This window comes from Flagellimonas sp. (assembly GCF_965215805.1).
GTDB lineage: Bacteria > Bacteroidota > Bacteroidia > Flavobacteriales > Flavobacteriaceae > Flagellimonas.
In genome coordinates, this window is sequence record NZ_OZ244124.1 from 1,491,711 (window position 1) to 1,503,360 (window position 11,650).

The following is an 11,650-nucleotide window of genomic DNA, read 5'->3' on the forward strand; positions in this document are numbered from 1 at the left end:
ATGATCAATCAAAAAACATATAGCAAAATTCAAGGCCTAATCTTGATTTTTATAAGCGGAATGGCTTTCCATTCCCATGCCCAAGAGGCGACCCGGAACTTTGACTGGGATAGATATACAGAATGGGAAAACAAAACTGAATACTCCAAGACCTATGTGGTGGCCCAAAAGCATCCAAATGCATCAGATTCCAATGATGGAAGCAAAGAGAATCCCTTCCAAACCATCAACAAAGCGGCTTCTGTGGTTAAGCCTGGGGAAAGGGTGTTGGTCTATGGTGGAGTCTATAGGGAAACCATTCATCCACTGCTGGGCGGGAGTTCTGAAAGCAAGATGATTTCGTATGAAGCCGCTCCTGGGGAACATGTGGTAGTCAAGGGATCAAAAGTTTTGCAGGCCGAATGGAAACAAAACAAGGTGTATACCGATGTTTTGGCCGACCCCTCATTACAATATACCTGGTCCAGAAAGATATGGGTGACCACCGTACCGGATGCCTTCTTCAATTCCGATTATCATCCATTTAAATTGCCCAATATTTTACCTGAGGAGCACGCCTTGATGCCATGGGCCAACTTGGTCAAGGAAATTGCTCCTTACACATCCAGACGTGCTTTGGTATTTCAGAATGGCAAAAGAATGACACAACTGGAAGATTATGGTGACCTGGCCAAAATTCCAGGTTCATTTTGGGTTGATGTGGATGGAAAAACACTGCACGTTCATGGATTTGACAGTAAAAATCCAAACACATCCGTTATTGAGGTTGCCACGCAAAGCCACTTGTTCAAACCCATAAAGGTGGGGCTTAATTATATCCAATTACGCGGATTCACCTTTGAACATTGCGCCAACGGATTCTTGCGAACCAGTACGGGAGCCGTAACCGCCTTGGGAGGACATCACTGGATTTTTGAAAACAATACCATCAGACAGATTAATTCTTCGGGCTTGGAATTTGGCTATTTGGCCTATGAGGCAAATGATCCCCATCCAGAAAATATTGCAAGGGACCGAAAGGACAGCCAAGGATTTATGATCGTAAGAAATAATCATATCCATGATTGTGGTACTGCTGGAATACGCAGTTTTGTAGTCACCGATGGAGTAATCAGGGACAACCATATCCATCATATTGGATGGCAGGATGCTGAAAATTATTGGGAATGTTCAGGCATCAAAATGTTGGTAACCCATAGAACCTTGGTTAAAGGGAACCATATCCATAACATCCAAGGCGGAAATGGGATTTGGTTGGACTGGGACATTCGCTATTCAAGGGCCACACAGAATGTTGTTCATGATGTGCAAAATATTCAAGGCGGCATATTTGTGGAGGCCAGTCACTATCCCAATTTGGTGGACAACAATTTTGTCTGGAATATTGATGGAAATGGCATTTATGCCAATGATACCGATTACTTGATGGTGTATCACAATTTGGTGGCCAATACCACCGGGAATGCTGTGCACGCCATAGTGCAAACAGACCGCTACCAAAATGGACGAAAACTTACGGCAGAGGAAAATAAGGTCTACAACAATATTTTTGTAAATACCAGACCCTTTAGGTTCAGCTCCAGTACAAATACCGCCGATCACAACCTCTATGTAAGTTCGGAAGAACCCAATTATATCGATTCCAAGGCTTTTGGTAAAAACAACTTGGATCCCAATAGTTCATTTGAAAGGATTTCCGTAGGATTCAATAGGGAAGCCCAGTATTTGTTCTGGGATGAATCCAAAACTCTAGAATTGGTTCCTGCATTAAAGGAAGTCTCGGTTGACTTTCACAACAATCCAAGAAAAACAGAAACACTACCTGGCCCCTTTGGTGAATTGGACCAGCAAGGAGTAAGTTTAAAAGAAAACCTAACAAAACATAAAGCACGATGAAAAAGATTATCCTTTTGATTTTGGCCATTTTGGCATTTGGCTGCAAAGATCAACAAAGCAAGGAAGTGGCCTTGGAGGCCACTGAGGAAGAAGTCCCAAAAAGGAAACTTGCAAAATTTGAACCCAAAGATGGGGAGGTTTTGCTGTTTGTTGGACAGGAATTGGAAGCCGTTGGTGGCTTGGAGGAATTCAATGATGGGTATTTGGATCATTTTGACCGCCCCGCAGGTTGGACCACCTATTCGAATATCAACCCAGGTGAAAACTCCTTCGGGCGCACCCAAGAAGGGTTGGACGGGCTTTTTGACACCCATGATTGGGGTGATAACGACTACAATGCCACCCTTCAGCACAACAGTCCCAATTATGAAAATATGGCCATGGCCATAGGACTTCAATTTGTAAACCATGAGGAAAAAGTTGCGGATGGCTCCCATGATGCATACATCAACAAACTGGCAGATTTCCTGTTGTCTTTGGGAGAGAGACCTGTTTTTCTTCGGATTGCCTATGAGTTTGATGGGGATCCTTGGAACCATTACGATCGTGAAGCGACCATAAAGGCGTACAAGCGTATCGTGAATATGTTAAGGGCCAAAGGTGTTGAGAATACTGCCTACGTATGGCAGTCAACTGGGTTTATTTCTGGGCAGGAGCACTTGGAAGGCTGGTACCCTGGGGATGATTACGTGGATTGGTGCGGGGTTTCATTTTTTAATAGATGGAAGGAAATTGAAATGTTTGAATTTGCCCGTAAAAAAGGAAAACCAGTGTTTATTGCAGAGGCCACCCCAACCATTTCTGATTATGGTGGAAAACTGTATGGTTTGACCAAGGAAACCCAATTGAGCAATTCGGAGCAAGCTGAAGAAGCTTGGGAAAAATGGTTTGTCCCCTTCTTTAAAGCCATCGATGACAATCCTGATGTGGTCAAGGCAGTACATTATATCAATTGCCATTGGGACTCGCATCCCATGTGGGTCAATAATCCAACGTTCAAGGGAATTGATGCCCGTTTGCACCTCAGTGATTCCATCAGCAAACGATGGAGGGAAATCACTTCCCAATCCAAATACATCAAATCCTCTCCAGATTTATACGATAAGCTGTACAACAACAATTAAAAGGGATTTCATGGATATTCAGCAATTGGCCCAACAATTTTGGCAAGAGGGATATATAGTTCTCGAGAATTTTTTCGATGATCAACTAATGGATGAATACAACCAATTAATTTTGGAGCACTACGGTGTAAATCCAGATTGGGAGCATACGGATGAGTTTATATCCAAATCTGCGGTTGAGGTGATTCCTTGGTTTCCTTATCGGGAGGACAAACCTTATTTTGATGGAATTGATAAGGACAAGCGGTTCAATGAAATCACAGATGCGCTTCTTACTGATGGATGGCAAAACCTCTATTGCATGATGATGTTTTCCAAGGCTGGATCCAAGGGTCAGGCTTGGCATCAAGATTGCCCTCCGGAAGATCAAAAAAAATTCAACCTAAATAGATTGGTGTATACCCACGATATTACGGATGAAACTGGAGGGGAAATTGTGGTGATGCCACAGGCCCATAAAGCAGGGGTACTCCCCGTTGGTAAACCTCATGATGATTTGGAGGGGCAATTGGTGTTTCAACCCAAAAAAGGGACAGTGATATTTCTGCACGGGCATTGTTTTCACAGAGTAATGCCGGTGAAAAGAGATCGGATTTCTTCAAATTTTAGGGCAGTCCCCATGGGAACTCCTGAAGACATTACGGATGTCTGTGTATACCGAAACATGAGATACCGATTTTCCACTTCCGAAGTTATTGAAGAACGAAACTAAAGATCCAAAATGGCGAACAAGGTTAGATGGGGTATTGTTGGTTTGGGACGGATCGCCAAACTATTTGCAGAAGATCTTCAGTTGGTCAAAGATGCCGAATTGGTTGCGGTGGCTTCCCATAGTCTGGAAAGAGCAGAAGCATTTGCCAATACGTTTCAAGTCCAAAATTATTATGACAACTATGAGAGCTTGTTTCAGGATGAGCTTGTAGACGTGGTTTACGTAGCAACATTGCATCATACCCATGCCGCTGTGAGCATTGCCGCAATGAACCATGGTAAACATGTATTGTGTGAAAAACCAGTGGCGATCAATGCCTTGGAAACGAGGGAAATGATTGCGACAGCCAAAGCCAATCAAGTGTTTTTTATGGAGGCGTTTTGGAGTCGATTTAATCCGTCCATTGTGAAAATCAAGGAACTGGTGGATGCGGATGAAATTGGAAAACTACGATACATCAATGCCGAGTTTACATTTTACAAATTGGATGATGATCCCAAGGCGCGTTCATTGAACGTAGACCTTGCTGGAGGGTCCCTTTTGGATATGGGGGTTTATCCCATTTTTTTGTCCTATCTTTTATTGGGAATACCGGACCAAGTATTGGCAAAATCCAAGTTTTTTAATACAGGAGCAGAAATTCAAACCTCCATGATTTTTGATTATTCGGAAGCGCAGGTAGTTTTATACAGCGGATTTGCTAACAATACGGATATGAAAGCTAAAATTTGTGGGGAGGAAGGGGAAATATTTATCCATCCCATTTGGCATGAGACCCAAGGCTTTACCCTGGTTAAAAACGGCTGGCGGAAAACCTATGATTTACCTACAACAGGCAAAGGGTTCACCCATGAAATTATGGAAGTCCATAGTTGTATAGCCAAGAATGGATTGGAGAGCACGAATTGGAGCCATGAAGATTCATTATCACTAATTCAGGTAGTGGATAGGGTCCGAACCGAAGCCGGAATTGAATTTACGTTTGAGCGTCAATAATATGGCATGTCTAAGCTTACACTAAAAGAAATAGCATCACATTTTAAGGTATCCATAGCAACCGTTTCAAAAGCCCTAAAGGACAGCCATGAAATTAGCACGGAACTTAAGGACAGAATCAAGCTATATGCCAAGGAAAACCACTACAGGCCAAATAAATTGGCGCTAAACCTATTTAACAACAGTACCAAAACCATTGGAGTGGTCATCCCCAACATCCTGAACTATTTTTTTGTTCAGGTGTTATACGGCATTGAGAAAGTGGCCAATGAAAAAGGGTATAGCATAATTACCTGCATTACCAACCAGTCCTTGGAGAAGGAGACCAAGACCTTGGAGATGTTGGGTGCTGGTTCTGTGGATGGGGTAATCATTTCCTCGGCCGCGGAAGAATCGGAATTGGAGGAGCATGCGGAGCATCTCAACGAACTGTCCGAAAACCAGATCCCTCTGGTCATGTTTGACCGCGTCACGGATTTGGTGCAATGCGACAAAGTAATCGTGGATGACTTTGAAGCAGGCTATAAGGCCACCAAATTTTTCTTTGACACTGGATGCTCCACCATTGCTATCATAACACCTATTGAAGATTCTCTGATCAGCAGACTTAGGATTGAAGGTTATAAAAAAGCCCTTGAAGAAAATGAAATGGCCTACGATGAAAGATTGGTGGTTGCCACCCATGATAAGGAGGATTTGGATTTGACCTTGTCCCTTTTGTTGAACTATAAAAAGATTGAAGGGATTATGGTGTTGGACGAAATAACTGCCGTTAAGGTGATGAGCATTGTAAAATCAAGGGGATATCATGTACCCAATGATGTTTCCATTATTGGCTTCACCAATGGGGAATTATCCAAATATGTAACCCCGTCAATGACCATGGTAAGTCAGCATGGAAAATATATCGGTGAAAGTGTTTCCAAAATCCTTATTGATAGAATAGAAAATGGTAATTCAGATAAGGCATTTGAGACCAAAGTGGTAAAAACCAGTCTTGTGGTTCGGGATTCCACTATACAACTGTAGTCCTAATTCTTTCATAAAATAAGTCACTTTCGAAGCTCACTGGGCCTAAATCCATATCGCTTAAAAAAGGCGTTGGAAAAATTCCCCGCACTGGAATACCCCGCTTCGTAGGCTATAGCGGTGATTTTTTTGTTCGTATTTTGAATATCCTCAAAAGCCCGTTTCAATCGGAGGTCAATAAAAAAATCAATGACACTCTGACCGTATTCCTTTTTGAATTCACGTTTTAAGGTATACTCGTTCAACCCCGCATGTTGGGCAATGACCTTTAAGGAGAGTTTTTGATCCAAATTGGCAGCAATAAAAGCCTTGGCATCCTCAATATGTTCCCTTTTTGCTGGCTTTTCCTGTAAGAGCTTTTCAGCGTTTTCCCGTAACACGGGGATGGAATGAAAAATGAGCTCCACCAATTTATGTTTCACATAAACATCGCCAAGGGAACCTTGATATGGATGGTTCAAGATTTCTTGGATGATTTCCCTGGTTTTGGAATCAAGGGAGGCATATTTTTTATCCAAAAAGAAAAGGCTGTCATTGTTAATGGCCTGTTGAATGGAGACCAATTCCTTGAAATCCTTCAGAAAAGAATCCACAAAGTACTTTGGGTCTACCCTAAAACCAAAACTCTCGTACACGCAGTCCTTGGGAAATCGGATTTTGCAACATCCCTTTTTTTGATAAAGTATGGCAAATGAATTGGAAGTGATGGGAACTATCATTTCCTTTTCAACAATTAGGGTATTGGTATCCCCAGAAAGTTGGTAGTGGAATTGCAGCCAATTATCTGCCCCGTCCACTACAAACTCAACGGGCTCGGTAGTACGAAGACTGGAATTGTACAACAAAAAATTTTCGAGCTCTTTTTCTGTTCGTTGACCCTTAAATCCTTTTCCTTCAAGAGTTTTTACCATTTTGGATACGCTTTTTCCACTTATTTTTCAGTTTGCGCTGAAACAATAACAGTTCCTCCCGATATAATACATACGTTGGATAAAGGCTGCATAGCTTGCCAGAAAACCTTATCCATGAAATTTTGGTTCTATTTTCCTGTCACCATTATGGTCTTTTCCCTAAACCTTTGTTTGGCCCAAGAAGGATTAAATATAAAAAAAGCAGCAGGTAAAATCAGTATTGATGCCATAATGGACGAACCCGATTGGGCAAAGGCCGATGTTGCCGATAGGTTTTGGCAGTATTTCCCAAGTGATTCCACACGGGCTGCCGCCGATACCGAAGTCAGGCTCACCTATGATGAAAATAACCTCTATGTATTGGCCAAAATGAACAACTTGGGCGCCCGCTCCTACGTGACCCCCTCTTTGAGACGGGATTTTAGAGGGGAAGCCAATGATGTTTTTTCAATTGTTCTGGATACCTATGCTGATAAAAACAATGCATTTTTGTTTGGGGTCAATCCCTTTGGGGTGCAACGCGAGGGTTTGATAGCCAACGGCGGGAGCCTCGCAAGTCCGAGCACTTTCTCCACGGGGTGGGACAATGTTTGGTATTCTGAAGCCAAAATTTATGATGACTTTTGGTTGGTTGAAATGGCCATTCCCTTAAAGACGTTGCGCTATAAAAAGGAAGCACCTCACTGGAACATTAATTTTTATCGGTTTGATAGTGAATATGCAGAACAATCCACTTGGACGCGAATTCCTAGAAACCAGTTTATCATCAATCTTGCCTTTACCCAGAAGCTTGTTTGGGACGCACCCCTAAATCAGAGCAAGAAAAATATTTCCCTGATTCCTTATGGGATATTTAATAATTCCAAAAACTTTGAGCTGGATTCCCCAACCCAAAACAAGTTTGATTTTGGATTGGACACCAAAATTGGGCTGGGGCCGGCCATGACCTTGGACTTAACTGTAAATCCGGATTTCTCCCAAGTGGAAGTGGACACCCAAGTGACCAACCTGGACAGGTTCGAAATTTTCTTTCCCGAAAGAAGACAGTTCTTTTTAGAGAATGCCGATCTTTTTGCCAATTTTGGTCTGGATGGAACCCGACCTTTTTTCTCGAGACGTATTGGGGTAAGTGTTGATCCCACCACAGGGCAAAATCTTCAAAACAGGATATACGGAGGGCTTCGGCTAAATGGAAAGCTCAACAAAAACCTTAGGATTGGGATTCTGGATGCCCAGCTCGAGGAAAATGAGGCCATCCAACTTCCTTCCACCAACTACTTTGTGGCGGCCCTGCAGCAACGGATATTGTCAAGATCCTATATCGGTGGCTTTTTCATCAATAAACAAGCATTCACCAATGCCATTGGAGAGGATTTTACCCTGTCGCCAGAGGAATATAACAGGACGTTTGGACTAGATCTGAACTTGGCTTCCAACGACAATACCTGGAATTCCAAATTCTTTTACCACCAATCCCTTGACGAACAGAACAACAGCTCGGAATTTGCAACTGGGGGTTATGTGAATTACAATTCGTACCGTTGGGAAAGTAACTTCACCCTGCAAAGTATCGGGGCAGGATTTAATCCCGAAGTAGGTTTTGTGCGAAGACGAAACATTTTTCAGGTCACACCACAATTATGGTGGAATGCCTATCCAAAACAAGGAGGGATTCAGCGACACGGGCCAGGAGTTTCTGGCGATTGGGTGGGGGACAATCGAAATTTTGAGGATTTGGATTGGAGTCTTGACCTGAATTATAGGGTAAATTTCAAGAACACCGCAATTTTGAACTTTTCTGGAAGAAGGCAGTATGTGCGTTTGCTAAACCCATTTGACCCTAGCGGCCTTAACACATTGCCATTGGCTTCGGGAACAGATTACGTCTTTTCCTATGTACAGGCAGACTATAGATCCGATGCCCGTAAGAAGTTTTCTTATTTCTTGAGCAGCCGTCTGGGGGAACATTTTAATGGGAATCTGTACAATTTGGGAGGGACGTTGACCTATCGCTATCAGCCTCTGGGCTTTACTTCACTGAACTTCTCTTACAATAGAATCCGATTGCCTGATGGATTTAATGACTCCGATTTATTGCTTTTGGGAACCCGCTTTGATTTTACTTTTACCAAAAATTTCTTTTTGACCACTTTTGTGCAATTGAACAGCCAGCTTGAAAATTTGAATATCAACACCCGACTCCAATGGCGATTTAAGCCGGTTTCGGATGTCTATTTGGTATATACAGACAATTATTTTGCTGAAAGCTTATCGGATAATGGAGGGCTGTTGTTTCCTGATATTAGGTTCCCAAGACAACGGGCTATCGTCCTAAAGATTAATTACTGGTTAAATCTTTGAGCATACTATATGATATATCCGCCTTAGTTAAGGAAAGTAAGCTCGTAGGAGCACGGCATATCCTTTCAAAACATAGTTTCTCTGAACAGCTCGATTATTGGATGGTTGGATTCTTCTCATTATGCAATTTGGGATTTTCAATTTGGAATTTAACTGAAGTCAATCTCAAAATATTTGGCACCCTCAATGGGGTTAAAACGGTAGGGTTCAATTTCATAAAAACCAGCTTGGGTGTACAATCCAATGGCAGGGAGCATACTGGGCAAGGTATCCAAGCGCATTTTTGAGTAGCCCAATTCTTTAGCGCAGGAAATGGACTTTTCCAACATCCGTTTCCCAAGACCTTGGCCCCTTACTTCTTTAACAATAAACATTCTTTTTAATTCGCAAATGGATCCCTCTAACGCACGAACACCAAAACAACCAAGGGGAAATTCTGGGTCGCCATAGGCCAAATACAGGACTCCGGAGGGTCGTGCATATTGCACTTGAAGATTTTTTATTTCCTGACTGAAATTTTGAAACTCCAGATCCACCCCAATTTGGGTAGCATACATTTTGAACAGGTCAACAGCCTGTTGGTATTCTCGCTCTGTTTTTACCTCTTTCAGTTTCAAGGGTTGCCCTTTGGATTAAAGGTACATCCAATAAAGCAGCTAAAAAAAAGCAGTGAAAGCCCTTAGGTTTTCTGTATAAATTCACCCTTGAGAGCCAGGAACATTTGAAGTGAGATGTCGTTGAGGTAGTTTTTGTTTTCACCAAAGACCTTTTGAACGTCATCGGTTTCTTCATTGGCGTCCTCTATATAGAGGATTTCATTTTTGTCGCACATTTTCATGCCAATGGTGAATCGTTTTTTCACCTTGTACTTTTTTACTTTGCGTATTTCCATGAGTTAGTTGTTTGTTCAATTATAGGACACGTTTTTTTGTAGTGATGTCACCTATGGAATTACAAAATCGGAAATAAAAATAAGAGTAAAGAATATAGTGAACTGATAATCAAGCTTTTTTAACCTCATAGAGCAATGGGCCACCTTTAATACCAGCCTTTTTTTGCCCGGTATTTTGAAGAATGTCCATCTGGAACATTTTCTTTCGGAAGTTTCGCTTGTCCAATTTTACATTAAGGATATGCTCATACAGATTCTGAAGTTCGGGAAGGGTAAATTGCTTGGGCAGCAATTCTCCAACAACCAATCGGTCCCTAAGATTGGTTTGTACAAACAAATAGGCATCCTTAATCAATTGTCCATGGTCAAAACCTAGTTCATCGGGAAGCTTGTCCACATCAAACCAATGGATTTGTTGCACATCGCTGCGCAATGTCAAGGGGTGGTTCTCAGGTTTGACCAAGGCATAATAGCAAACGGTGATTACCCTTTTTAAAGGGTGTCTGTCCAGTGAGCTATAGGTTTTTACCTGCTCAAAGTGAATGTCCTTGAAACCAGTGAGCGCAAAAAGAACTTTGGCCGCACAGTCCTCTACCGTCTCGTGTGACTCCATGACCCCTCCGGGAACCATCCAGTGATTTTTAAAATCCCCCACTGTTTTCTTCAGTAGCAAGACCTTCAACTTATTGTCCACATACCCAAAAACGGTGATGTCCGCAGTAATTGAACACTCAAAGGAGTCCAGTCTAACCTGGATGTTTTGGAGGTCTTTTTGTTTAATCATAGGAGGAATGCTAAAGTAGAATTTTTGTGCTTATAAAAAAATGTATATCTTTATCTGTGTAAAAAGTACACAGAATAATATAAAATTGCAAATGACCATTCCGAAATACGAAGATTTAAATGGGAAAGTAGCAGTCGTGACCGGAGGTGGGGGCGTGCTGTGCAGTACCTTGGCAGATTACCTGGCGGCACAAGGAGCCAAGGTGGCCGTGTTGGATTTAAACAAAGATGCAGCCGATCAAATTGCCAATAACATTATTCAAAAAGGGGGGCAAGCTATTGGCGTAAAGGCCAACGTGCTGCAAAAGGAAAGTTTGGAGCTGGCCCATGCCGAAGTAAATCAGAAATTGGGACCCTGCGATATCTTGATCAATGGAGCTGGTGGAAACCATCCCAAGGGAACTACCAGTAAAACCCATTTGTTTCCAGAGGACCTTCAGGCCGATGAGGATTTAATGACCTTTTTTAAGCTTGATCCCGAGGGAATCCAGTTCGTGTTCAACCTAAACTTCATCGGAACGCTATTACCCACCCAAATTTTTGCCAAGGACATGGTAAACAGAAAGGGATGTTCCATTTTGAACGTTTCCTCCATGAATGCCTATAGACCGTTGACCAAGATTCCGGCCTATAGCGGGGCCAAGGCGGCGGTGAGTAATTTCACCCAGTGGTTGGCGGTACATTTTGCCCCAGTGGGTATTCGTGTAAATGCGTTGGCTCCCGGTTTTTTCCTAACGGAACAGAACCGAACCTTACTGACCCAAGCCGATGGGAACCTGACTCCAAGGGGGCAAACCATTTTGGAGCACACCCCAATGAATCGTTTTGGGGAACCAGAGGATTTGGTGGGAACCACTTTGTGGTTGACCAGCAATCAATCCCAATTTGTAACAGGGATTACGGTACCTATAGATGGTGGATTTAGTGCTTTTAGCGGGGTTTAAAA

General features: G+C 42.5%; 11 protein-coding genes. 7 read left to right on the forward strand and 4 right to left on the reverse strand.

The genetic code is table 11. The annotated features are described in order from the left end of the window. From ACOOE0_RS06755 to ACOOE0_RS06775, 5 genes are read left to right on the forward strand one after another with little or no spacing between them, the layout of a single operon-like run. Positions 1 to 1,896 (forward strand): right-handed parallel beta-helix repeat-containing protein, encoded by a 1,896-nt coding sequence (locus ACOOE0_RS06755; RefSeq protein ID WP_420401707.1) that lies wholly within the window; start codon positions 1 to 3, stop codon positions 1,894 to 1,896. Next, positions 1,893 to 3,020, forward strand: coding sequence for a glycoside hydrolase family 26 protein (locus tag ACOOE0_RS06760; protein WP_420401708.1), 1,128 nt, complete (start codon positions 1,893 to 1,895; stop codon positions 3,018 to 3,020). The genes ACOOE0_RS06755 and ACOOE0_RS06760 overlap by 4 nt, the downstream gene beginning before the upstream one ends. A gap of 10 nt (positions 3,021 to 3,030) precedes the next feature. Further along, positions 3,031 to 3,732 carry a phytanoyl-CoA dioxygenase family protein gene (locus tag ACOOE0_RS06765; protein ID WP_420401709.1) on the forward strand — a complete coding sequence of 234 codons (702 nt, stop codon included), beginning with the start codon at positions 3,031 to 3,033 and terminating at the stop codon, positions 3,730 to 3,732. A 9-nt stretch (positions 3,733 to 3,741) separates the two neighbouring features. Then, positions 3,742 to 4,728, forward strand: coding sequence for a Gfo/Idh/MocA family protein (locus tag ACOOE0_RS06770; RefSeq protein WP_420401710.1), 987 nt, complete (start codon positions 3,742 to 3,744; stop codon positions 4,726 to 4,728). Between the two features lie 6 nt (positions 4,729 to 4,734). Beyond that, positions 4,735 to 5,757 (forward strand): LacI family DNA-binding transcriptional regulator, encoded by a 1,023-nt coding sequence (locus tag ACOOE0_RS06775; protein ID WP_420401711.1) that lies wholly within the window; start codon positions 4,735 to 4,737, stop codon positions 5,755 to 5,757. A gap of 23 nt (positions 5,758 to 5,780) precedes the next feature. Here ACOOE0_RS06775 and ACOOE0_RS06780 read toward each other — a convergent pair whose 3' ends face one another. Then, positions 5,781 to 6,668 carry a helix-turn-helix domain-containing protein gene (locus ACOOE0_RS06780; RefSeq protein WP_420401712.1) on the reverse strand — a complete coding sequence of 296 codons (888 nt, stop codon included), beginning with the start codon at positions 6,666 to 6,668 and terminating at the stop codon, positions 5,781 to 5,783. 114 nt (positions 6,669 to 6,782) lie between these two features. Between ACOOE0_RS06780 and ACOOE0_RS06785 the strand changes: the two genes are divergently transcribed. After that, entirely contained in the window at positions 6,783 to 9,029 is a 2,247-nt protein-coding gene (locus ACOOE0_RS06785; RefSeq protein ID WP_420401713.1) for a DUF5916 domain-containing protein, read from the forward strand. A 149-nt stretch (positions 9,030 to 9,178) separates the two neighbouring features. Here ACOOE0_RS06785 and ACOOE0_RS06790 read toward each other — a convergent pair whose 3' ends face one another. The 3 genes from ACOOE0_RS06790 to ACOOE0_RS06800 all read right to left on the reverse strand — a co-directional run bounded on the left by ACOOE0_RS06790 (position 9,179) and on the right by ACOOE0_RS06800 (position 10,705). Then, positions 9,179 to 9,646 carry a GNAT family N-acetyltransferase gene (locus ACOOE0_RS06790; RefSeq protein ID WP_420401714.1) on the reverse strand — a complete coding sequence of 156 codons (468 nt, stop codon included), beginning with the start codon at positions 9,644 to 9,646 and terminating at the stop codon, positions 9,179 to 9,181. A gap of 62 nt (positions 9,647 to 9,708) precedes the next feature. After that, positions 9,709 to 9,921, reverse strand: coding sequence for a hypothetical protein (locus tag ACOOE0_RS06795; protein ID WP_420401715.1), 213 nt, complete (start codon positions 9,919 to 9,921; stop codon positions 9,709 to 9,711). A 109-nt stretch (positions 9,922 to 10,030) separates the two neighbouring features. Then, positions 10,031 to 10,705 carry an NUDIX hydrolase gene (locus ACOOE0_RS06800; protein WP_420401716.1) on the reverse strand — a complete coding sequence of 225 codons (675 nt, stop codon included), beginning with the start codon at positions 10,703 to 10,705 and terminating at the stop codon, positions 10,031 to 10,033. Positions 10,706 to 10,796: 91 nt separating this feature from the next. Between ACOOE0_RS06800 and ACOOE0_RS06805 the strand changes: the two genes are divergently transcribed. Further along, positions 10,797 to 11,648, forward strand: coding sequence for an SDR family oxidoreductase (locus ACOOE0_RS06805; protein ID WP_420401717.1), 852 nt, complete (start codon positions 10,797 to 10,799; stop codon positions 11,646 to 11,648). Positions 11,649 to 11,650: the final 2 nt, after the last annotated feature.

Coding starts and splice junctions, on each gene's coding strand:
- ACOOE0_RS06755 (WP_420401707.1), top strand. CDS start 1: ATGATCAATCAAAAAACATATAGCAAAATTCAAGGCCTAATCTTGATT.
- ACOOE0_RS06760 (WP_420401708.1), top strand. CDS start 1,893: ATGAAAAAGATTATCCTTTTGATTTTGGCCATTTTGGCATTTGGCTGC.
- ACOOE0_RS06765 (WP_420401709.1), top strand. CDS start 3,031: ATGGATATTCAGCAATTGGCCCAACAATTTTGGCAAGAGGGATATATA.
- ACOOE0_RS06770 (WP_420401710.1), top strand. CDS start 3,742: ATGGCGAACAAGGTTAGATGGGGTATTGTTGGTTTGGGACGGATCGCC.
- ACOOE0_RS06775 (WP_420401711.1), top strand. CDS start 4,735: ATGTCTAAGCTTACACTAAAAGAAATAGCATCACATTTTAAGGTATCC.
- ACOOE0_RS06780 (WP_420401712.1), bottom strand. CDS start 6,668: ATGGTAAAAACTCTTGAAGGAAAAGGATTTAAGGGTCAACGAACAGAA.
- ACOOE0_RS06785 (WP_420401713.1), top strand. CDS start 6,783: ATGAAATTTTGGTTCTATTTTCCTGTCACCATTATGGTCTTTTCCCTA.
- ACOOE0_RS06795 (WP_420401715.1), bottom strand. CDS start 9,921: ATGGAAATACGCAAAGTAAAAAAGTACAAGGTGAAAAAACGATTCACC.
- ACOOE0_RS06800 (WP_420401716.1), bottom strand. CDS start 10,705: ATGATTAAACAAAAAGACCTCCAAAACATCCAGGTTAGACTGGACTCC.
- ACOOE0_RS06805 (WP_420401717.1), top strand. CDS start 10,797: ATGACCATTCCGAAATACGAAGATTTAAATGGGAAAGTAGCAGTCGTG.